At 64.3% G+C, this 21849-nt stretch carries 21 protein-coding genes; 8 read left to right on the forward strand and 13 right to left on the reverse strand.

The window, feature by feature from the left end:
* Positions 1 to 41 precede the first annotated feature (41 nt).
* Positions 42 to 266: a hypothetical protein gene (locus FEV51_RS08625; protein ID WP_138617907.1), complete on the forward strand. Its 225-nt coding sequence runs from the start codon at positions 42 to 44 to the stop codon at positions 264 to 266.
* A gap of 9 nt (positions 267 to 275) precedes the next feature.
* On the opposite strand, the gene FEV51_RS08630 is transcribed toward FEV51_RS08625, so the two are convergent.
* The 5 genes from FEV51_RS08630 to FEV51_RS08650 all read right to left on the reverse strand — a co-directional run bounded on the left by FEV51_RS08630 (position 276) and on the right by FEV51_RS08650 (position 3756).
* On the reverse strand, positions 276 to 542 hold the full coding sequence (locus FEV51_RS08630; RefSeq protein ID WP_138617909.1) for a ribbon-helix-helix domain-containing protein: 267 nt from the start codon (positions 540 to 542) through the stop codon (positions 276 to 278).
* A gap of 10 nt (positions 543 to 552) precedes the next feature.
* Positions 553 to 924: a response regulator gene (locus tag FEV51_RS08635; RefSeq protein WP_138617911.1), complete on the reverse strand. Its 372-nt coding sequence runs from the start codon at positions 922 to 924 to the stop codon at positions 553 to 555.
* Complete coding sequence (locus FEV51_RS08640) at positions 921 to 2000, reverse strand: HWE histidine kinase domain-containing protein (protein ID WP_138617913.1); 1080 nt, start codon at positions 1998 to 2000, stop codon at positions 921 to 923. The genes FEV51_RS08635 and FEV51_RS08640 overlap by 4 nt, the downstream gene beginning before the upstream one ends.
* A gap of 136 nt (positions 2001 to 2136) precedes the next feature.
* Positions 2137 to 2862 (reverse strand): acetoacetyl-CoA reductase, encoded by a 726-nt coding sequence (gene phbB / locus FEV51_RS08645; protein WP_138617915.1) that lies wholly within the window; start codon positions 2860 to 2862, stop codon positions 2137 to 2139.
* 129 nt (positions 2863 to 2991) lie between these two features.
* Complete coding sequence (locus FEV51_RS08650) at positions 2992 to 3756, reverse strand: hypothetical protein (RefSeq protein ID WP_138617916.1); 765 nt, start codon at positions 3754 to 3756, stop codon at positions 2992 to 2994.
* 367 nt (positions 3757 to 4123) lie between these two features.
* On the opposite strand from FEV51_RS08650, the gene FEV51_RS08655 reads away from it, so the two are divergent.
* From FEV51_RS08655 to holA, 4 genes are all read left to right on the forward strand, one after another.
* On the forward strand, positions 4124 to 4573 hold the full coding sequence (locus FEV51_RS08655; RefSeq protein ID WP_138617918.1) for a DUF3576 domain-containing protein: 450 nt from the start codon (positions 4124 to 4126) through the stop codon (positions 4571 to 4573).
* A gap of 89 nt (positions 4574 to 4662) precedes the next feature.
* The gene (gene leuS / locus FEV51_RS08660; RefSeq protein ID WP_138617920.1) at positions 4663 to 7194 is read left to right on the forward strand and encodes a leucine--tRNA ligase; all 2532 of its coding nucleotides are present in this window, start codon (positions 4663 to 4665) and stop codon (positions 7192 to 7194) included.
* Positions 7194 to 7682, forward strand: coding sequence for an LPS assembly lipoprotein LptE (gene lptE / locus FEV51_RS08665; RefSeq protein ID WP_138617922.1), 489 nt, complete (start codon positions 7194 to 7196; stop codon positions 7680 to 7682). Before leuS ends, lptE begins: the two co-directional genes overlap by 1 nt.
* A complete protein-coding gene (gene holA, locus FEV51_RS08670; RefSeq protein WP_138617923.1) occupies positions 7679 to 8719 on the forward strand; it encodes a DNA polymerase III subunit delta in 1041 nt (346 codons plus the stop codon). The genes lptE and holA overlap by 4 nt, the downstream gene beginning before the upstream one ends.
* Here holA and FEV51_RS08675 read toward each other — a convergent pair whose 3' ends face one another.
* From FEV51_RS08675 to FEV51_RS08690, 4 genes are read right to left on the reverse strand one after another with little or no spacing between them, the layout of a single operon-like run.
* Positions 8720 to 9865 carry a nucleotidyltransferase domain-containing protein gene (locus FEV51_RS08675; protein ID WP_138617925.1) on the reverse strand — a complete coding sequence of 382 codons (1146 nt, stop codon included), beginning with the start codon at positions 9863 to 9865 and terminating at the stop codon, positions 8720 to 8722. It lies immediately after the preceding gene.
* Positions 9866 to 9880: 15 nt separating this feature from the next.
* Positions 9881 to 10432 carry an LptA/OstA family protein gene (locus FEV51_RS08680; protein ID WP_138617927.1) on the reverse strand — a complete coding sequence of 184 codons (552 nt, stop codon included), beginning with the start codon at positions 10430 to 10432 and terminating at the stop codon, positions 9881 to 9883.
* A complete protein-coding gene (gene lptC / locus FEV51_RS08685; RefSeq protein ID WP_138617929.1) occupies positions 10432 to 11100 on the reverse strand; it encodes an LPS export ABC transporter periplasmic protein LptC in 669 nt (222 codons plus the stop codon). Before lptC ends, FEV51_RS08680 begins: the two co-directional genes overlap by 1 nt.
* A 26-nt stretch (positions 11101 to 11126) precedes the next feature.
* Positions 11127 to 11744, reverse strand: coding sequence for a ribonuclease D (locus tag FEV51_RS08690; protein WP_138617931.1), 618 nt, complete (start codon positions 11742 to 11744; stop codon positions 11127 to 11129).
* A gap of 78 nt (positions 11745 to 11822) precedes the next feature.
* Here FEV51_RS08690 and FEV51_RS08695 point away from each other — a divergent pair, with 78 nt between their 5' ends.
* The 3 genes from FEV51_RS08695 to FEV51_RS08705 all read left to right on the forward strand — a co-directional run bounded on the left by FEV51_RS08695 (position 11823) and on the right by FEV51_RS08705 (position 13248).
* On the forward strand, positions 11823 to 12506 hold the full coding sequence (locus FEV51_RS08695; RefSeq protein ID WP_138617933.1) for a uracil-DNA glycosylase: 684 nt from the start codon (positions 11823 to 11825) through the stop codon (positions 12504 to 12506).
* 4 nt (positions 12507 to 12510) lie between these two features.
* A complete protein-coding gene (locus FEV51_RS08700; protein ID WP_138617935.1) occupies positions 12511 to 12837 on the forward strand; it encodes a TraR/DksA family transcriptional regulator in 327 nt (108 codons plus the stop codon).
* Between the two features lie 87 nt (positions 12838 to 12924).
* Complete coding sequence (locus FEV51_RS08705; RefSeq protein ID WP_138617937.1) at positions 12925 to 13248, forward strand: WYL domain-containing protein; 324 nt, start codon at positions 12925 to 12927, stop codon at positions 13246 to 13248.
* 6 nt (positions 13249 to 13254) lie between these two features.
* On the opposite strand, the gene FEV51_RS08710 is transcribed toward FEV51_RS08705, so the two are convergent.
* The 4 genes from FEV51_RS08710 to FEV51_RS08725 all read right to left on the reverse strand — a co-directional run bounded on the left by FEV51_RS08710 (position 13255) and on the right by FEV51_RS08725 (position 21849).
* The gene (locus tag FEV51_RS08710) at positions 13255 to 14691 is read right to left on the reverse strand and encodes a glutamate synthase subunit beta (protein ID WP_138617939.1); all 1437 of its coding nucleotides are present in this window, start codon (positions 14689 to 14691) and stop codon (positions 13255 to 13257) included.
* Positions 14692 to 14696: 5 nt separating this feature from the next.
* On the reverse strand, positions 14697 to 19364 hold the full coding sequence (gltB, locus tag FEV51_RS08715) for a glutamate synthase large subunit (RefSeq protein WP_138617941.1): 4668 nt from the start codon (positions 19362 to 19364) through the stop codon (positions 14697 to 14699).
* Positions 19365 to 19605: 241 nt separating this feature from the next.
* Positions 19606 to 20592, reverse strand: coding sequence for a hypothetical protein (locus tag FEV51_RS08720; RefSeq protein ID WP_138617943.1), 987 nt, complete (start codon positions 20590 to 20592; stop codon positions 19606 to 19608).
* A gap of 39 nt (positions 20593 to 20631) precedes the next feature.
* On the reverse strand, positions 20632 to 21849 hold the full coding sequence (locus FEV51_RS08725) for a TIGR04063 family PEP-CTERM/XrtA system glycosyltransferase (RefSeq protein WP_138617945.1): 1218 nt from the start codon (positions 21847 to 21849) through the stop codon (positions 20632 to 20634).

Consider the following 21849-nt stretch of genomic DNA (forward strand, 5'->3'; position numbering starts at 1 on the left):
GCATCGTTGCTATTGCGAAACGCTTTGAAAGGAATACCCCCATGTTCAAGCTCGCAGCGCTCGGCGCTCTCGGCTATTTCGGTTACAAGTATTACGAGAAGAACTTCGGTGGATCGCCCGCTGCCTTCGCTCCCAACCAGGGCGATGCCAAGGTGCGCGATGCCGGGCCCGAAGCCATGCGCGATACGCCGAAGCGGGACTGGACAAAGACTGACGAGGAAGCCGACCAGAGCTTCCCGGCCAGCGATCCGCCCGCGAATTACTGACGCGCAAGACTACTGTGATGAAGCGGCGGCGGGAGCGATCCTGCCGCCGTTTTGCTGTGTGACCAGCCACACCCGGACCGCGCTGGCGAGTCCCGGCGGCGTCTCCGCGCGGATCCGGTCGGCATCGATGCTGGCGACCAGCGTATCCACCGCCACCCCGCGCTGCGCCGCGGCATCACGCAGCATTTGCCAGAACAACGGTTCCAGACTGATCGACGTGCGGTGCCCGGATATCCGGACTGAATATTTGCGCGGCGGGTGATAGGGGGCAGTCAACAGCCCGCCATCACAGCTCGGCGTCGGGAAGCCGCTGACGCAAGGTGGCCAACACCTCTTCGCTGGTGATGGGTTTTTTCAGGATCGCATCGTCGGGCAGGGCAAAGGTGACCTCGTGGCGGTCATAGGCGGTGACGAAAACAAAGGGCACTTCGCGTTCCCGCAGGATGTCGGCCACGGCTTTGGACGTGTCGCCGTGCCCCAGGTTTACATCGAGGAAGGCCGCGTCCATCGGCTCGTCCCGTGCCAGCTTTATCGCGTCCTGCAGATGCAATGCGGGCCCGACGATTTCATAGCCAAGCTGTTCCAGATCATCGGACAATTGGAAGGCGAGGAACAATTCATCCTCGACAATGAAGATTCGTTTTTGGTGGTCGCTCATATTATATTCTCGCGATGTTGCGGCCGCGGCATGGTCAGCGCCCATTCAAGGCCAGTTTCGTTATAGGAAACGGAGACATCGCCCTTTGTTTCCGCTGCCACAGCGCGCTGGGTGATAAATGTGCCAAACCCCTTCCTATGCGGTTTGGTGGCGGGCGGCCCGCCTTCCTCACGCCACCGGATGCAGACGCTTTCAGGATCCTGCGACGCATCGATCTCCCAATGCATGGCGACTGTGCCGCCATCCACCGACAGCGAACCATATTTCGTGGCGTTGGTCGCGAGTTCATAAAGTGCCATCGACAGCGAAATGCCCATTTGCGAGGACATTCTGACCGGCGGACCGTCAAGCGAAATATTATCGCCGCCAATCGGCCGCAACACGTCATCGGCAATCTGCCGGAGAGTGGCGTAGCCCCAGTCACTCCCGATCAGACGGCTGTGAACACTGGAATATGCCCCCAGCCGCGAGGCGATGGCTTCCATAGTCTCCTGCGGAACGATGGAATCCTTCAACGAACGCCTGACGATGGCCATGGTCACGCTGAAGGCATTTTTTACCCGGTGGTTCAGTTCTGCAATCAGAATGTCCTGGGATTTCTGCAGCTGGCGTTCGTGATCGATATCGATCAAGGCAACGGTCGCCCCGATCATTGCACCGTCAGCGTCGCAAACCGGCCGCCCGATAATCCGCATCCAGAACCGGGTGCCATCACCGCGCTGGTAATGGACATCGAGCGAGGCGGAGCTTTCCCCGTCACGAATGACGCGTGAGAGGGGATATTCATGGCTTTGCACCTGTCGCCCATCCGGGTGAAAGGAAATCCATTCACCATAGGAATCGACATCGTCTGAGAAGTAAACCGGGTGGCGCACCATTTCCTCTGCCCGGCTATTGCCGTGGACAATGCGCCCGGTCGTATCGGCGAAGACGATGCCGACCGGAACCGCTTCGGTCATCGCTTCCAGAAACCGGACCCGTTCGGAAGAGGTGGCACCGCCGGACCGCTTTGCCGATATCAATTGCGCCGCAAGCTCGTCAGCGCGCGCATCCGGCGGGGTACTGTTATCGGTCATAAATCATGCTCTTGTCGGCAGCTGCGCACGTGTTTGCGCACAGTGCTCCGCTACCACACTTCGCCAGGATAGACACAGCCCGGTGACGATAGATGGCTTGGCCGGATATGTGGATGTTTTTGCGGCCCACCCCCTATCAATACATATGCTGGCCGCCGTTGATGCTCATGGTCGAGCCGGTGACGAAGCCGCCGTCTTCGCTGCACAGGAAGCTGACGCCGCGGGCGATTTCTTCTGCCTGGCCAAGGCGGCCGACGGGGATTTTGGCGACGATCTTTTCCAGCACCGCCTCGGGCACGGCGGCGACCATGTCGGTGTCGATATAGCCGGGCGCGATGGCGTTGACGGTGATACCGAAGCGCGCACCTTCCTGGGCCAGCGCCTTGGTAAAGCCGTGGATACCGCTTTTGGCGGCGGCGTAATTGACCTGGCCATATTGCCCGGCCTGCCCGTTGATCGACCCGATGTTGACGATCCGGCCCCACTTGCGGTCTTTCATGCCGGGGAACACCGCCTTGGCCATGTTGAAGCAGCCGCCCAGATTGATGCGCATGACATCGTGCCAGTCGTCATAGCTCATTTTCAGCAGCGTGCCGTCGCGGGTGATGCCGGCATTGTTGACCAGAATATCGACCGGGCCATGCTCGTCCTCGACCGCCTGACAGCCGGCCACTGCAGCCTCATGATCGCCGACATCAAATTTGACCGTGGGCATGCCGGTTTCGTCGCTAAAGGCGCGGGCGGCCTCGTCATTCCCGGCGTAATTGGCGATGACGGTGCAGCCATGCTGATCGCGCAGCATTTCGCCAATTGCGCGGCCGATGCCGCGCGTGCCTCCGGTTACGATGGCCACTCTTCCCATAGCATTCTCTCCCAAGCTTTCCGTAGCGTTAGCCGGGTTCTAGGCGAGGGTCCGCCATGCGCAAAGCCAAAAATCATGGCTTGCGGGAGGTGCGATGGTATTCGCGAAGGTGCTGGAAAGGCGGTCCGCTCAGAAGCGGATTTGCGTGCCCACGTAAACCGCCTGGCTGTCTTCGACGCCATCGGTAAGCGGGGCGAGCCGGTCACGATCCTGCGACAGCCGGACCCCGGCGGTCACGTCCAGATTGCGGCCGAGGCGGTAGGAACCGCGCACGTCGAGGCTCTGGTCGCCAGCCGATTCGTATGTCCGTGCCGAGCGGCCCGTGTTCTCTTCATTTTCCAGCGCGATGCGCGACTGGAAACGGCTCTTCTTGCCGGAATTGCTGTCCTTTTCAGGACGGAAGCTGGCGAGATCAGGCATGGCAGGATTGCGCAGACCTTCGGTCAGGGCAGGTTCCTTGGCGGGCTTCGCAAAGTTTTGATAACCGCGCGAGATGCCCAGATTATAGCGGGTAGGCGAAACCACCAATGCTGCCAGACGGCTGTCATCGCCGCTTGCCGCATCGATAGCGCCGCGGATGGAAATCGCGCGGGCGGTTTCGGGATCGACGCGCACCGCGACGGTAACCGTGCGGTCACGTTTGGGCGAGGTGCTGCTGGCCGGTGTGAAGCGCAGGCTGTCATCGCCCAGCAGCGCAGCGACTTTCAGCGCCAGCTGCGCATCGACCTTGGCCGGAGTGAAGGGATAGAACTGGGCGGATTTGGCATCGGGCAACGCCGTGTCAGCACCGCCAACCGCCAGCACAGTGCCGGGAACCGTAAGCGCCAGACCGGCGCCAGCGAGCACAGCGGGAAAAACCCGCATCTTGCCCAGCTTTGCCCCGAAAAGTGCCATTGCGTTCCAACTGCCCTCTGTTCGTCGCTATCCCTTTGACCAGAAAACCGCTGAACGATTCCTGACAATGCCCCGTGTGCGAAAGAATTTCGGGGGAAGCGACTCGTTATCGATTCAGACACTAAACCTGCGCCCGCATCATGGGAAGCTTTTCCACAGGGGCAGGAGACCGTTCACACCCAAGTGTTGCAGACTCTCCACAACCCCGGCGATTCAGCACGCATTCAGCGGCCCGGGTGGCTTTTCGCACCCGCTGCTGGCCCGCCATCATCACCGGCCCATCGGCAGGCCATCCCCGCGCAATGCCTTGCCCGCATCCGCGCAGGCAGTATAGAGCCGTGAAACGAGTGCGAGATTAAGGACCGACATGAGCGTTTTTGCATCCCTTCGCCGCCCCGCCACCATCCTTCTGGTGGCTGCGGCATCCGCAAGTCTCGCAGCGTGCGGCGGCGGGCGTGAACGCCCCAAGGCCGACCTCGCCGCAGCGCAGGTGACCACCATCGGCGTCAATTCCTATCTCTGGCGCGCGGCGCTGGAAACGGTCAGCTTTGCCCCGCTGCTTCAGGCGGACAGCAATGGCGGCGTGATCGTCACCGACTGGTATGCCAATCCGGCCAATCCGGGTGAGCGGGTCAAGATGACCGTCACTATCCTCGATCAGGACCTGCGTGCAGACGGTTTGCGGGTCGCTGCCAGCCGACAGGTCAACCAGGGCGGCAATTGGGTCGATGCCCCGGTTCAGGCTGCCACGGTGCAGAAGCTGGAAGACATCATCCTGACCAAGGCGCGCGCGCTGCGCCGTAAGGGTGTTTCCTGAGCGATTCGTGCCAGACGCGGTTTAGCGCAAATTCGGTTTTGTGATGCGAACTGCCTTCCAATAGCGCGGTTTTTGCCTAACAGGGCGGCATGACCGACAACAGTTTCGATCCGGCAACGTCCGACCCGCGCTGGCAAGCCGCGTGGGATGATGCGCAGACCTTCCGCGCCGACAGCAATTCGCCCAAGCCCAAGAGCTATGTGCTCGAGATGTTCCCCTACCCCAGCGGGCGCATCCATATGGGCCATGTCCGCAATTACACGATGGGCGACGTGCTGGCGCGCTATAAGCGGATGACCGGGCACGAAGTGCTGCATCCGATGGGCTGGGATGCGTTCGGGATGCCGGCGGAAAATGCGGCGATGGAGCAAGGCGTCCATCCCGGCGGCTGGACCCGCGCCAATATCGACCACATGAAAACCCAGCTCAAACGGCTGGGCTTCGCGCTCGACTGGAGCCGCGAGCTGGCGACGTGCGAGCCGGAATATTACGGCCACGAACAGGCGCTGTTTATCGATCTTTACGAAGCGGGTCTGGTCTATCGCAAGGAAAGCGAGGTCAATTGGGACCCGGTCGACATGACCGTGCTGGCCAATGAACAGGTGATCGACGGCAAGGGCTGGCGCAGCGGCGCCGAGGTCGAGAAGCGCAAACTGGCGCAGTGGTTTTTGAAGATCACCGATTTCGCCGAGGAATTGCTGGACGGGCTGGGCAAGCTGGAAGACTGGCCGGATAAAGTGCGGCTGATGCAGGAAAACTGGATCGGCAAATCGTCGGGACTCGAGTTTTCCTTCGACCTGTCGAATGGCGACAAGCTGCCGGTCTATACCACGCGCCCCGACACGATTTTCGGCGCGAGCTTTGTCGCGGTGGCGGCAGACCATCCGGTGGCGCAGGGCGTGGCGGCTGACAGCCAGGCGGCGCGCGATTTCATTGCCGAATGCAAGCGCGGCGGGACCACGGCGGCGGAACTGGACACCGCCGAGAAGCTGGGCTTCGACACCGGTATCACCGCGCGCCATCCGTTCAGCGGCGCGGATCTGCCCGTCTTCATCGCCAATTTCGTGCTGATGGATTACGGCACCGGCGCGATCATGGCGGTGCCCGGGCACGACCAGCGCGATTTCGAATTCGCCACCAAATACGCCCTGCCGATCCCGCGCGTGGTCGCGGCCAGCGCGGATGAGGCGGACAAGGCGTTCACTGGCGAGGCGGAGGCCGGAGAGGGCGTGCTGGTCAATTCCGGTTTCCTCGACGGAATGGCAGTCGACGACGCCGCGCGGGAGATTATCCGGCGGCTTGAGGCCGAAGGGCGCGGCGCGGGCAAGACCGTGTGGCGGCTGCGCGACTGGGGCGTTTCGCGCCAGCGTTACTGGGGCACACCGATCCCGTTTATCCATTGCGAGAAATGCGGCGTGGTCCCGGCGGCCAAGGATAGCCTGCCGATCACGCTGCCCGATGATGTGGATTTCCGGACACCGGGCAACCCGCTGGTCCGGCACCCGACGTGGAAGCACACCAGCTGCCCCGAATGCGGCGGCGCGGCGGAGCGGGAAACCGACACGCTCGACACTTTCGTCAACAGCTCATGGTATTTCCTGCGCTTCGCCAGCCAGCCTGCGGACCAGCCCTGCGACCGCGAAGAAATCGCCAAGTGGCTGCCCGTCGAACAATATATCGGCGGCATCGAACATGCGATCCTGCATTTGCTCTACGCCCGCTTCTGGTCCCGTGCGCTCAGCCATATCGGCCTGATCGATGTGCAGGAGCCGTTCGCCAGCCTGTTCACGCAGGGCATGGTGACGCACGAGACTTACAGCCGGGCGCAGGATGGGCGCGCTGTGTTCTACACCCCCGCCGAGGTGAAGCGGACCGGTGATGGCGCGGTGTTGCAAGATGATGGCGAGCCCGTTGAAATCGGCCGCGTCATCAAGATGTCGAAGTCGAAGAAAAACGTCGTCGATCCCGATACCATCATCGCGCGCTATGGCGCTGACGCAGTGCGCTGGTTCGTGCTGTCCGACAGCCCGCCGGAGCGCGATCTGCCGTGGTCGGAAGCGGGCATCGAAGGCTGCGGCCGGTTCGTCCACCGGCTGTGGCGACTATTCGCTCAACATGGCGCCAATGTTCAGGGGGGTGTTCAGGGGGCAGATGAAGCGCTTGATCGACACATTGCCCGCACGGTCGTTGCCGTGGCGGAAGATATCGAGGCGCTGGCGTTCAACAAGGCCGTCGCGCGGATTTACGAGCTGACCAGCGCGGTTGAAAAATCGCCTGCTTCGGCCAGCCGCAGCGCCGCGATTGCCACGCTGGTGCAATTGTCCGCGCCGATGATGCCGCATCTGGCCGAAGAAGCCTGGCACGCGTTGGGACAGGACGGGCTGGTCGCCGATGCGCCGTGGCCTGCGGTCGATCCGGCGCTGCTGGTCGAGGACGAAGTGACCATCGCGGTCCAGCATCGCGGCAAGCTGCGCGATACGCTGACCGCGCCCAAGGGTGCGCCCAAGGATCAGCTGGAGGCGCTGGCGCTGGGTTCCGAGAAGCTGCAGCGCTCGCTTGACGGGGCCGAAGTGCGCAAGGTCATTGTAGTGCCCGATCGTTTGGTCAATATCGTTACCTGATGCGTTTCGCCTTCCTCCTCTCCGCGCTGTTCGCGCTGTCTGCCTGCGGGCTGCAACCCATGTATGCGGGCGGCGGCAGCGGCGCGGTGGCTCAGGGGCTGGCGGGCGTGGATGTGCCCGCCATCGAAGGCCGCGCGGGCTGGCTGGTGCGCAATGCGCTGAACGACCGGCTGGGCGCGGCGGGCACTGCGCAGCCGCGTTACCGCCTTGATGTCCGACTGGATGACGAGCTGGAGGGGCTGGGCGTGCTGCGCGATGACACCATCGCCCGAGAACGCCGCACCTTGCGTGCGCGCTATCAGCTGGTCGATGTGGCCAGCGGCGAAATCCTGCTGGATGCCACTGCCGGATCGGACGCGGGGATTGATGTCGTGTCGAGCGAATATGCCACCATCGCTGCCGAACAAACCGCGCTGGAAAATCTGGCGCGCGATGTGGCGGACCGGATCGTGACCCGCGTGGCTCTGGCGCTGCGTCCGAACCAGTGAAGCTGACCAACCGCGATTTCGCCAGCAAGGCGCGCGGGGCCGTGCAGACTTGCGGCATTTTCTTCTTTTGCGGTGCGGACGAGGCGGGGGCGACCGCCGCTGCGCGCGATCTGGTCAGCTGGTTTGACGAGCCGGGGGAGCGGGTCGAAATGTCTGGCGCTGAATTGCGCGCAGATCCGGCAAAGCTGGGTGACGAGGCCCGCACGACTTCGCTGTTTGGCGATGCCCGCCATATCTGGGTGCGTGCGGCAGGTGACGAGGCGCATGCCGCGCTGGAAACGCTGATCCAGACCGGCGAGGCGGGCGCAGGCTCGGCCTGTCCGGTGGTGGTGGTGGCGACCTCTGCCACGGACAAATCGCGCACCGCAAAGCTGCTGGAAAAACGCAAGGATGCGCTGGTGGCGATGTTCTATCCGCCCGATTTGCGCTCGGTCGCGCAAAGCGTGCGGACGATGGCCGATGCCGCCGGTGTGCGGCTGGGCGGCGATCTGGCTGAACGGATCGCCCGCGCCGCCAATCTGGATGTCCGGCTGGCGGAGTCGGAAATTACCAAGCTGTCGATCTATCTCGACACCTCGCCGCAGTCACCGCAGGCCGCCGAAGCTGCCGATCTCGACGCGATTGGTGCGGTCAGCGAGGAGGACGGCTTTGCCAGCCTGGTCAATGTGGTTTTGGGCGGTCACGCGGGCCGGTTGGCGGCGGAAATCGCGCGGATGAAGCAGGTTGGCCTCAACCCGGTCGGCGTGCTGCTGGCGCTGGAACGGCGCGCGGCGCAGATGGCGCGGCTGACCGCGGCGCTGGGCACGCGGCGGCTGGCCGATCTCGACAAGGGCGAAAAAGCGCGGCTGGGAATTTTCTGGAAGGAAGAGCGTGAGCTGATCGAACAGCTGCAACGCTGGCCCGCCGCCAAGCTGGACCGGCTGACGTTGCGGCTGGTCGATCTGCACCGCGCGCTGCTGACCAACAGCCAGGCGGCGGAGCTGTTGCTGGCGCAGGGTCTGGCCGGGATGACCCGCTATGCCAATGCGCGGCGCTGACTAACCCGCCAGCCAGCGGTCAAGCCGCGCGGTCTGCGCCGCCGAGGCGCGAATCGGCGCGCGCGTCATGCTTCTTGCCAGCGACACTGCGCGGCGGCCAAGCTGGCCTGCGGTGCTGCGACCCTGACCAGCAGCACCGCTGCGGACCGAGCCGGAACCGCCCGATTGCAGCGCCGCCAATGCGGTAATGTCCTTGCGCGCGCCGACATCCTGAACCAGCAAAGCGCCCGCCTCTGCAAGGATGGCCGCATCGGGCAAGTCACCAAACCCGCTGTGGGCATAAACACCCGGCCGCCGCCAGTGATCGACCAGCGCCAGCACCAGCTGCGCGCCGCGCTGCCACCCGTCCCGAATTGCGCGTTCCCGCAGGCGCGGCCAGTCGGGCAGATCGGCAGCGACGGCATAATCCACATCGGCCAGCAGCAATGGCCCGTTGTTGAAGCGGTGCGAATAGACCGCATGGACGATCAGATGCGCCAGCAAATCCTCGCCAGCGAGCGTGGCAATGCCCAGCTGTTTGCACTCCGCCGCACGCGCCAGCAGGCCGTCATCATCGGTGGGCGGCATAAAGCGCCCCGGTGCGGGCAGCGGCTCCCATGCATGGGCATGCAGCTCCAGCGTCTCGCCAGAGGGGGAGCGCAGCGGCGGGAGGTGCTTGGCCTCTTGCGCCAGTGTTTCGAGCTGTCCGGCGGTCATTTCGGGCGCGTCCCAGCCAGCGGACCGCAGCGCGTGATACCCGGCGGGGGCCTGCGCTTGCGGAACCAAAATGTCGATATCGCGCATCATCCGCTCTGCCGGGGCGGGATAGCCGCGCCACGCCAGTGCAGAACCTTTCAGCGCCACTGCACCGATGCCCGCCGCGCCAAGCACCTGACCCGCCAGCAGCAAGTCGCGCCGCTGGGCCAGCATGGCGATGGCATTGCTGCGGTGCGCATCCCGCCAGCGCGCGGCAATCACGGCTGGCACCTCAGTGCCAATCTCGCCGCGTGTGGTTCGGGCATGGAGATGGGGTTGCAGCCGGTGATCGCTGGCCAATGCGTCCAGCTGCTCCCAATCCGCTGCCGACAGCTCTGCCGCCTTCGCCGCACGCGGTCCGAGCAGCGCCAGCAGCGCGGGTCCGATCTGTATGGCTGCGCTGCGGGTCATACCGCCCGCCGCGCCTCAGTTCTGCGGGACGGAGAACGTCCCCGTGACGCGCCCGCCCGAATTGCTGGTGGCCCCGGTGACCGAGGAAGAACCGCTGGCCGCGCCATCTACGCTGGACACGCCGCTGGCCAAATCGATCACCAGCCGCCCGCCGCGCAATGTGTCGCTGCCGCGATTGAGCCGGACATTGCCCGCCATGGTGATAATCCGGCGGTTGAAATCATACACCGCACTGTCACCCTGCGCGCGTTCATTGCCGCGGCTGACGCTGACGCCGCCAGTCGCCATGATGCGCTGGATTTTCAGGCTGCCCGCGTCGGTATAATTGAGCAGCGTGCGTGCCGCGCTGAGGCTGAGGCCTGCCTGCGTTATCTGGACATTGCCGGACAGCACCACGCGGTCCTGACGGTCCTGCAATTCGATCCGGTCGGCGGCGAAGGATACCGGCGCGTTGGAATTGTGCCCGCCAATCGCCTGCGCGCTCAGATGCATACCGCCCAGCGCGGCAGCGGTCAGGGCAAAGCCGCCCAGCGCCGAACGGACCATGGTGGAAAAATGCTGCTTCATCAGGGCATCCTCAATTTGCCGGGGACCATGCGCAGCCGCGCATTGCCGGAAAGGGTAATCGTGCGCGCATCCAGATCGACGAACATCCGGTCGGCGCGGAATGTCCCGGCGGGAATCTCGCCTTCGACCCCGTCTGCGCCGGTCAGCGTCTTGTCTTTCAGATTGACCGAGACACCGCTGGCCATCATCCGGTAGCCATCGGCAGTCGCCAGCCGCATCGTCCCCGCCACTGCGACGATATCGTCATTGATGTCATATTGCCCCGCGCTGGCGGACAGCCGCGCCGGGCCATCGGTCATCAACAGCCGGGCGACCAGATCGTCCATCCGCACGATGCCTTCGGCGCTGGATTGCTGGACCGCTTCGCCCGCCGTCAGCGAGAACGGGCGGCCCTTGGCATCCTGTCCCCGATACAGCGCATTGTCGACGCGCAGCCGTTCCTTGATCATCGCCACCTTGTTGCGATCCAGCAGGAAGCTGATCTCGCCGCGCGGACCCAGCGGAGTGATCACCATCACCGCCGCGAGCACGCCCACAGCCATCGGCAGGGCGCGCGCCAGAAAGCCGACGATCCTGTCATGGCTGCCCCCCGGCGCAGCAAAATGCTGACGCCGTGAGCGCAGCGCCTTGGCGTCCTGCGTTTCTATCCTGCGATGGGTGGTGGCCATGATGATGCTACCTGCTCCCTGCCGCCTTACACGTGGCTGAAGATGTCGTGTTCATCCCAGCCGGCAATATCCAGCCGGGCACGGGCGGGGAGGAAATCGAAGCAGGCCTGCGCCATTTCGGTGCGGCCCTCGCGCGCCAGCCGTTTTTCCAGCTCGGCCTTGAGCCGGTGCAGGAAACGCACATCCGACGCCGCATAATCGCGCTGCGCATCGCTCAGCTCGGGGCCACCCCAATCGCTCGACTGCTGAGCCTTGGAAATGCTAGTGCCGAGCAATTCCTCGACCAGATTTTTCAGCCCGTGACGGTCGGTATAGGTCCGCGTCAGCTTGCTGGCGATCTTGGTGCAGAACACCGGCGCGGCCGTCACGCCCAGATAATATTCGATGGCTGCTAGGTCGAAGCGGGCGAAATGGTACAGCTTCACGCGGTCAGGATCGGCCAGCACCGCTTTCAGATTGGGCGCGTCATAGCTGCTACCGGGCGAAAACCGCACCAGATGTTCATCGCCATTGCCGTCGCTGATCTGCACCAGGCACAGCCGGTCACGGATCGTCTGTAGCCCCATGGTCTCGGTATCGACGGCCAGCGGGCCATCGGCGAGCACGCCTGCGGGAAGGTCTTCTTCGTGAAAATGTACAGCCATGCGCGCGGCCTTAGGCCGATTGGGGATGGCTGAAAAGGGGTGCTGGCGAGCGGGCGCAGCGCGGGCTAGGCCGGGGGGATGACAGATCAGGCGATCCCCGGCAGTTGGCAGCCCGCGCTGGCAGCGGTGCTGGCCAGCGAACAAGCCCGCCAGCTGGGCGCATTCCTGCGCGGCGAGGAGGGGGCGGGCAAGCCGGTCTATCCCCCGCGCGGCACCCGCCTGCGCGCGCTCGAACTGACCCCGCTGGACCAGGCGAAAGTGGTGATCCTCGGGCAGGACCCCTATCATGGGCCTGGTCAGGCGATGGGGCTGAGCTTCTCGGTGCCCCACGGCGTCAAAGTGCCGCCCAGTCTGGTCAATATCTACAAGGAGCTGGAGGCAGACCTCGGCATTCCGCGCCCCGCGCATGGCGATCTGACACCTTGGGCGCAGCAGGGCGTGCTGCTGCTCAACACCACGCTGACGGTGGAGGGCGGCAAAGCTGGCAGCCATGCCGGGCGCGGCTGGGACGCCATCACCGATGCCTGCGTCGCGGCTGTGGCGGCGCGGGGGGAACCGGCGGTGTTTATCCTGTGGGGCAGCCATGCTCAGGGCAAAGCCAAGCGCGTCGCCGGGCTGCGCGGCGGATCGCACTGTCTTATCGAAAGCCCGCACCCCAGCCCGCTATCCGCCTATCGCGGTTTTTTCGGTAGCCGCCCGTTCAGCCGCGCCAACGCGTTTCTCGCCAAGCATGGACGCGGGGGCATCGACTGGTCATTGTAGCATTATGACCGAAGCCGAAGCCCGCCAGCACCTGATCGCCCGCCGCGAGGAGCTGGCGCAGGAAGACCGCATCAGCGCCGAGGGCCGTGCACCGGTCAAGCTGGAACAGGACAGCGTGGGCCGCCTGTCGCGCATGGACGCGATGCAGCAGCAGGCGATGGCGCAGGCCGCCGAACGCCGCCGCCAGGCCGAACGCAAGCGGATCGCAGCGGCACTGGTCCGGCTGAACGATGGCGAATGGGGCTATTGCGCCACCTGCGGCAAAGCGATCGCGCCGCAGCGGCTGGCCAATGATCCGAGTGTGGCGAGCTGCGTGACCTGCGCCGCATAGCTATTCATTGGCTCGCGCGCTCGTCAACAGGGGTGGCCCAATCGCATTTCCCCTTGATCCTGCGCGTCAAATCGCCATTATGGTGCAATGCAGCATAATTCTCCCACGATCGCCGATCTCGGCCAGACGCTCGCGCAGGCTATCCGTAACAAGCAGATGGTGCAGGCGGTGTACAACGCCGTGCCGATGGATCTGGCGCCGCATCAGATTTTCGTGCGCAATGATGCGCTGTATGTGAGCGCGTTCAATCCGCAGAAGAAGCGGCGCGAGGACGAAAGCCCGGCACTGGGTCATTTCAAGATTGCAGGCCTGACGAATTTGCATCTGACACAGGACCAATTCGCCCCCTTACCCGAGGAAGGCCGCCGCCTGCCGCGTGAGAGCGATCAGCTGATCTTTGCCATCGATTAAGCCGCCTCAGCGCGGCAGTTCGCTGGTGCCCATCAGTGCTTCGTCCACGCTGCGCGCGCACTGGCGGCCTTCGCGGATGGCCCACACGACCAGGCTTTGCCCGCGCCGCATATCGCCGCAGGTGAAGATGCCCGCCTCGCTGGTGGCATAGGCCTGCGTATCGGCGGCGACATTGCCGCGCTGGTCCAGCGATACCCCGGCACGGTCGAGCAGGCCGCGGCGTTTGGGGCCGGTGAAGCCCATCGCCAGCAGGATCAGATCGGCTGGCAGGGTGAAGGCGCTGCCGGGCACTTCGGAAATCCGGCCATCCACCCATTCGATGCGCACGCATTCCAGCCCCGCGACATCGCCATTCTCGTCCACCACGCGCTTGGCCAGCACGGCAAAATCGCGGGTCACGCCTTCGTCATGCGATGACGTGGTGCGCAGCTTCATCGGCCAATCGGGCCAGGTCAGACCCTTGTCCTCTTTTTCCGGCGGCTGCGGCATGATCTCCAGCTGGGTGACGCTGACCGCGCCCTGCCGGTTGGAGGTGCCGACACAGTCGCTGCCGGTATCGCCGCCGCCGATCACGATGACATGCTTGCCGGTCGCGGACAGTGTGCCGCGCGGCGCGGCGCGCACTTCGTCATCGCCCGCATTGCGCTTGTTCTGCTGGGTCAGGAATTCCATCGCCAGCCGCACGCCGGGCAGTTCGGCACCGGGAATGTCGAGCTGGCGCGCTTCCTCTGCGCCGCCTGCCAGCACGATGGCATCGAAATTCTCTTTCAGCGCGCTGAAGCTGACCTCGACCCCAACCTCGCTGCTGGTGCGGAACTGGACGCCCTCGGCCTCCATCTGCACCGCGCGGCGATTGATCAGGTGCTTTTCCATCTTGAAGTCGGGAATGCCGTAACGCAGCAGGCCGCCGATCCGGTCGCTCTTTTCAAACACTGTGACCGCATGACCGGCACGCGCCAATTGCTGGGCGCAGGCCATCCCGGCGGGACCGCTGCCAATTACGGCGACCGATTTGCCGCTGCGTCTGTCTGCCGGTTCGGGTTTGATCCAGCCATTGTGCCACCCCTTGTCGACAATCGCACATTCGATCGATTTGATCGTCACCGGCGCGTCACCAATGTTGAGCGTGCAGGCGGCTTCGCACGGGGCGGGGCAGATGCGCCCGGTAAACTCGGGAAAATTGTTGGTGGAGTGCAGGACAGTCAGCGCGCGCCGCCAGTCGTCCTCGTATACCAGATTGTTCCAGTCGGGGATGATGTTGTTGACCGGGCAGCCGGTGTGGCAAAACGGGATACCGCAATCCATGCAGCGCGCGGCCTGCTCGCGCAGAATATCCTCTGGCGGCGTGAGCGTGAATTCCTTGTAATCGCGCAGCCGCGCTTCGGGGGCGAGCGTATCGCGTTCGCGCCGTTCAAATTCGAGGAAGCCGGTTTCCTTACCCATATCGCTTACTCCGCCGCTTCCATTGCTGCATCCGCGCGTTCCGCCTCAAGCGCCTTGAGCGCCCGGGCGTAATCGCGCGGCATGATTTTCCGGAAATGCCCCAGCGCATTGTCCCAATCGTCGAGCAGCGCCTGTGCGCGGGCCGAGCCGGTGTGCAGCCGGTGGCGTTCGACCAGCACGCGCAGCCGCTGCGCATCGTGATAAAGCGGATCTCCCATGCCGAAATCCTCGACATTGCGGGGGCGCTGCTGCGGGCGACCCCACGAATTTTCCGCCCCGTCGTCATCCTGAGCGCTGATCGGCAGAATATCGACCTGCGCCATGTTACAGCGCGTTTCGAACGTTCCCTCGGGGTCATAGACATAGGCCACGCCGCCGCTCATCCCTGCGGCGAAATTGCGCCCAGTTTGGCCCAGCACGCACACCGTGCCGCCGGTCATATATTCGCAGGCATGATCGCCCGTGCCCTCGACCACTGCAATCGCCCCCGAATTGCGCACGGCGAAGCGCTCGCCCGCCACGCCGCCGAAATAGGCCTCGCCCGCAATCGCGCCATAGAGCACGGTGTTGCCCGCAATGATGTTGCAGCCCGGATCGCGCTGGACCGATTCCGGCTGGCGCACGGCAATGCGTCCGCCGGACAGACCCTTCCCGACATAGTCATTGGCATCGCCAGTTAATTCCAGCGCCACGCCATGCGCCAGCCATGCGCCAAAGCTTTGCCCGGCAACGCCGGTCAGATTGATGCGGATGGTGTCCGTGGCCAGACCGCTGTGGCCATAGGCCTCGGCGATACGGCCCGACAGCATGGCACCGGTGCTGCGATTGAGATTGCGGATCGGGCGGTCGAGCACCACGGGCGCGCCAGTGGCGATGGCTTCTCGGCTGGCCTCGATCAGCTCGACATCCAGCGCCCCGCCCAATACGTGGTCCTGATCCTGCACATGGCGCAGCGAAGCGTCATGCGCCAGCGGCACCTGATGCAGGATGCGGGTCAGATCGACGCCCTGCGCCTTCCAGTGGCGGTGGACGCGGCGCATATCCAGCCGGTCCACCCGGCCAACCATTTCGGCGACCGTGCGGAAGCCCATTTCGGCCATGATGGCGCGCAATTCCTCGGCCACGAAGAAGAAGTAGTTGATCACGTGTTCGGGCGTGCCGGTGAACCGCTTGCGCAATTCGGGGTCCTGCGTCGCCACGCCCACCGGGCAGGTGTTGAGATGGCATTTGCGCATCATGATACAGCCCGCCGCGATCAGCGGGGCGGTGGCGAAGCCGAACTCGTCCGCGCCCAGCAGCGCGCCGATGGCGACATCGCGCCCGGTGCGCAGCCCGCCGTCGACCTGCACGGCAATACGGCTGCGCAGATCGTTGAGCAGCAGCGTCTGCTGCGTTTCAGCGAGGCCGATTTCCCACGGGCTGCCGGCGTGCGTCAGGCTGGTCAGCGGGCTGGCCCCCGTACCGCCATCATAGCCGGAAATGGTGACGTGATCGGCCTTGCACTTGGACACGCCCGCCGCGACCGTGCCCACGCCCACTTCGGACACCAGCTTGACCGAAATGCGAGCCGCTGGCTGGACGTTTTTGAGATCGTGAATCAGCTGCGCCAGATCCTCGATCGAATAGATGTCATGATGCGGCGGCGGGCTGATCAGGCCCACGCCGGGGGTGGCGTGGCGGACCTTGCCGATAACTTTGTCCACCTTGTGACCGGGCAGCTGGCCGCCTTCACCGGGCTTCGCGCCCTGCGCCATCTTGATCTGGATATCGTCCGAATTGACGAGATATTCGGCGGTTACGCCAAACCGGCCGCTGGCGACCTGCTTGATCCGGCTGCGCATGGAATCGCCATTGTCCATCGGCACAAAGCGGTCAGGCTCCTCGCCCCCTTCGCCGGTGTTGGAACGCGCGCCGATACGGTTCATCGCAATGGCCAGCGTGGTGTGCGCTTCGCGGCTGATCGAACCATAGCTCATCGCGCCGGTGGCAAAACGTTTGACGATCTCCGCTGCCGGTTCGACTTCGGAAATGTCGATGGGCTGGTCAGCGGGGGTCAGCTCCATCAACCCGCGAATGGTCAGCAGCCGCTCGGACTGTTCATTGATCGCCGCAGCGAATTCGGCGTAATTCTTCGGGTCATTGCCGCGCACTGCGTGCTGCAATTGCGCGACGCTGGTGGGGGTCCACGCGTGTTCCTCGCCCCGGATGCGGTATTGGTATATCCCTCCGACATCCAGCATTCCGTCATAGAGCGGGTTGCCGCCGTAAGCCTGCGCATGGCGGCGGACGGTTTCCTCGGCCACCTGTTCCAGGCCGATGCCCTCGATGGTGGTCGCGGTGCCGGTGAAATAGGTATCGACGAAGCCGCTCGCCAGCCCGACCGCGTCGAAGATCTGCGCGCCGCAATAGGATTGGTACGTGCTGATGCCCATCTTGGACATCACCTTGAGGATGCCCTTGCCCACCGCCTTGGTGAAATTGGCGGCGACCTGATCCGGCGCGATGTCGGCAAAGCGATTGACGCGCAGATGCTCGAGCGTTTCAAGCGCGAGATAGGGATTGATCGCCTCCGCCCCGTAACTCGCCAGCGCACAGAAATGGTGCACTTCGCGCGCCTCGCCGGTTTCGACCACCAGCCCGGTCTGCATCCGCAGGCCCTGACGCACCAGCTGGTGATGCACCGCAGCGGTGGCCAGCAGCGCGGGCATGGCGATGCGGTCCGGCCCTTGCGCGCGGTCCGACAGGATCAGGATATTGGCGTCGAGCAACACTGCCTCGGTCGCGGCCCAGCACATTTCCTTCAGCGCCATCGCCAGCCCCTCGGCCCCGCTGGCCGCGTCCCAGGTGATGTCGATGGTGTGCGTGCGAAAGGCGCCATCCAGCGCCGCCTCGACCGAGCGGATCTTGGCGAGATCCTGATTGGTCAGGATCGGCTGCGTCACCTCCAGCCGTTTGTGCGTACCGCCATCGCGGCCCAGCAGATTGGGGCGCGGGCCGATCATCGACAGCAGGCTCATCACCAGTTCTTCGCGGATCGGGTCGATCGGCGGATTGGTGACTTGCGCGAAATTCTGTTTGAAATAATCATACAGCAAGCGCGGGCGCTGGCTGAGCACGGCAATCGGCGTGTCGGTGCCCATCGAGCCGATAGGATCGTCCCCTGCCTTCCCCATCGGTTCGAGGAATTTGGTGATGTCTTCCTGCGTATATCCAAACGCCTGCTGACGCTCGACCAGACCATTGGTCTCGGGCGGGATCGCGGACAGATCCGGCTCGATCGCGGACAGATCCTCCAGCTTGTATTGCGCTTTTTCCAGCCACGCCTCGTAAGGATGCGCCGCAGCAAGTTCGGCCTTCAGCTCGCCATCTTCGACGATGCGGCCTTCTTCCAGATCGATCAGCAGCATCTTGCCGGGCTGCAACCGCCATTTGCGCGTAATTTCGCTTTCATCGAAGGGCAGCACGCCGCTTTCCGATGCCAGCACCACCAGATCATCCTTGGTGGTGTACCAGCGCGCGGGGCGCAGGCCATTGCGGTCAAGGCAGGCACCGATCTGGCGGCCATCGGTAAAGGCCACGGCGGCGGGGCCGTCCCACGGCTCCATCAAGGCGGCGTGGAATTCATAGAACGCGCGGCGGGCCGGGTCCATCTGCGGATTTTTCGCCCAAGCCTCGGGCATTAGCATCATCATCGCGTGCGCCAGGCTGTACCCGCCCGCCAGCAGCAGTTCGAGCGCATTGTCGAGACACGCAGTGTCCGACTGGCCATGCGGGATCAGCGGCCACATCTTGTCCAGATCGGCGCCCAGCAACTCGCTTTCCATTGTCCGGCGGCGCGCTTCCATCCAGTTCACATTGCCGCGAACCGTGTTGATTTCGCCATTGTGCGCCATGAAGCGATAGGGGTGCGCCAGCTTCCAGCTGGGGAAGGTGTTGGTGCTGAACCGCTGGTGCACCAGCCCCAGCGCGCTGACGCAATCGGGATCGCACAGATCGTCGTAGAAACTGCCCACCTGTGTCGCCAGCAGCAGCCCCTTGTACACCACGGTGCGGCTGGAAAAGCTGGGAATGTAGCTGGTGGCCAGCCCCGGAATATTGTGCTTTTCCTCCAGCGCAGGCAGCGGGTTGAGCGTCTGTTTGCGGATTACCACCAGCTTGCGTTCGAATGCCGCCTGATCGGTGCAATTGGGGCCGCGCGCGACCACGCATTGGCGCATCACCGGCATCGATTCGACAACCGCCTTACCCAGTCCGGTCTGCGTGGTGGGAACATCGCGCCAGCCGACCAGCACCTGGCCTTCCTTGGCGATGAATTTCTCCAGCCGGTCCTCGACGAACTCGCGGGCGGTGGCGTCCTGCGGCAGAAAGCATTGCGCGACCGCGTAATCGCCGGGCTGCGGCAGATCGACACCCGCCGCATCGGCCCAGCGGCGCAGCAGCGGGTCGGGCAGCTGGATCAGGATCCCCGCGCCATCGCCCAGCAGCGGATCGGCCCCGACCGCGCCGCGGTGGTCCAGATTGGCAAGAATTTCCAGCGCGCTGGACACGATCGTGTGGCTCTTGGCGCCCTTGATATGCGCGACCAGACCGACGCCGCAGGCATCGTGTTCGTTACGCGGATCGTACAGACCCTGTGCTCCGGGCACAGCAGGCGAGGGCGTCAGGTGCGCCATGAGTGGAAACGTCCTCCTCCGCGCCCCCGTCCGGCCGCGCCATATTGGCGGGGTGTTCGGGAGCCGGTTTCGTCAACGTCCCGCAGGACGCCGATAAAATTGCGTGAGAAATCGTCATGGCTGCATGAAAAGTATTTTGCAACTGCGAAGGGCGTAGCAAAATTTCACGCGCGGCAAGTTTTTGCCTGGGCGCAGAGATGTGGCCGGTGTGGATTCGTATGCGCGGGAGGGGTCGTGCCGCCTAGCGCGGCTTGCCGGTTTGCGAGAGCCGGTCGAGCGCGCTGCGCAGGATCGCCTGCGAATCCGCGTCAGGCTGGCCGCTGTCCTCTGGCGTATCAGCTGGCATTTCGGGATGAAGGCAAGTGACCACTTCATCGCCGCGCTCGCCATGAGGTTTAGCGGTAACTTCAGCCGGCCAATCGCCCTGCTCGCGGTGATGCGCCAGAGCGCGGCCCAGCCGGTCGGTCAGATCGGCGAGGCTGAGATCGCCCAGTGCCTGTTCAATGACGGGTTCGGCTTGATCCTCAAGGGGCGTGTCCGGGGCGCTGTCCTCTGTTGGTTCGTCCAGCGGTGGTGGCGGTGCCAGAACGATGTCGGGTTCTTCCGCAGCAGGTTCGGGCTCAGGCAATTCGTCAGGCTCGACCTCGTCTTGCTCGTTCTCTTCCCGCCATGCTTCAAGCAGCGCGTCGCCGGAACAATCCCCGTCCTCGAAAGCCGGTTCTGCTGGCTCCTCGATCTCGGTAAATTCGTCATAGGGTTCGGGCGGCAGCGGGGCAGCGATGCCTTCTTCGCCAATGTCTTCGCGCGCATTGAGGATGCGGTGCGGTGCGGTGGTGGCTTCCGGCTCTGCGGGTGTCGCATCGTCGGCAGTTTCAACCTCTTCGCTGGACCATGCTGGCGCATCGGCCTCGTCAGCGTCCCACTCCGTGTCAGAATCGCTTTCAACTGCGCCCTCATTCAGCGCCGCGATCCGCAGCGCGATGACCAGCCCCAGCACAAAGCCCAGCAGCGCAGCGAGCGCCGATATGGCCGCGCGTCCGGTCAGGCCCAGCGGCGGTGCCGCAGCGGGCAGCACCGAACCAAGTCCCAGCCGGGTGGAAATGGCGTTGTGAACCTCTGCCGGCATCACGAACAAGCCGCCGCCCAGCAACAGCGCGAACCACAGCGCCACAAGGTATTTGAACGCCGGGTGGCTGCTGATCGGTGGTTTGGTGGTTGCGGTCGTCATGCTTGCCCCATGAAATGCTGTGCAGTCAGGGCGCGGCGGTTACTGCCGGTCCTCGCCATGCCTTAGCAATGTTTGGTAAACGGCCCGATAACGCTCTATGTTCCGTGCCCAATCGTGATGCTCTGTAACATGGCGGCGTGCGCGGTCCTGCATGGCGGGCCAGCTGGCGCGATCGGCGATGAAATCGGCCAGTGCTGCGGCGATGCCCGCCGGGTCATCGGGCGGGAACAGCAGCCCGGTTTCCCCGTCACGGATCAGCTCGCGATGCCCGCCCACATTGCTGGCGGCCACGATCCGCCGCTGCGCCATCGCCTCCAGCGGTTTGAGCGGGGTGACCAGATCGGTCAGGCGGCTTTGCTTGCGCGGATAGGCCAGCACGTCGATCAGCGAATAATACCGCTCCACCACATCATGCGGCACGCGCCCGGTGAAGACAATCGCCTGCGCTGCGGGGGAAGCGGCGGCCTGCGCGCGCAAGGCCGCATCCATCGGCCCGCCGCCCACCAGCAGCAATTGCGCGCCGGGATGGCGTTTGCGCAGCGCGGGTACGGCGGCGATCAGATCGTCCAGCCCTTCATAATCGTAAAAGCTGCCGATAAAGCCGATTACTGGCCCGTCGGTTACGCCAATCTCCGCGGCCAAGGCGCTGTCGCGCGGGGGCGGATCGCCGAAAAGCGTCAGGTCCACACCATTGGGCGACAGGCTAATCTTGGCGGCATCATGGCCGCGCCCCACCAGATCGTTGCGCAGCCCTTCGCAGATGGTGAACACCGCATCGGCCCCGGCGACCACGCGGTTTTCCAAAGCGCGGGTCAGGCGGTATTTGACCGATCCTGCGCTGCCGGTGCCATTGCCCACTGCGGCGTCTTCCCAAAAGGCGCGGATTTCATAGACAAACGGAATGCCCAGCCGCCGCGCGGCGCGCAGTCCGGCCATACCGCACAATGCGGGCGAGTGCGCGTGGATCACATCGGGCCGCCACTGCGCGCAGAGCTGTTCGATCCCTGTGCCCAGCGCCGCGATCTCGCGCCATTCGCGCAGGCCGGGCGGCCCCGCTGGCGGTTTGCCCGGCGCGCGGTGGAAGGTCAGCCCCTCGACCGTCTCCACTTCCGGCCCCTCGGCGGCATGACGCGCGCCGGTGATGCCGCGCACTTCAACGCCTGACGCTTGCAGGCTTTTAAAAATGGCCCGCGTGCGGAAGGTATAGCCAGAATGCAGCGGCAGCGAGTGATCGAGGATGTGCAGAACGCGCGTCAT

Origin of the sequence: Qipengyuania marisflavi, assembly GCF_005884405.1 — a bacterium.
Classification (GTDB): Bacteria; Pseudomonadota; Alphaproteobacteria; order Sphingomonadales; family Sphingomonadaceae; genus Qipengyuania; species Qipengyuania marisflavi.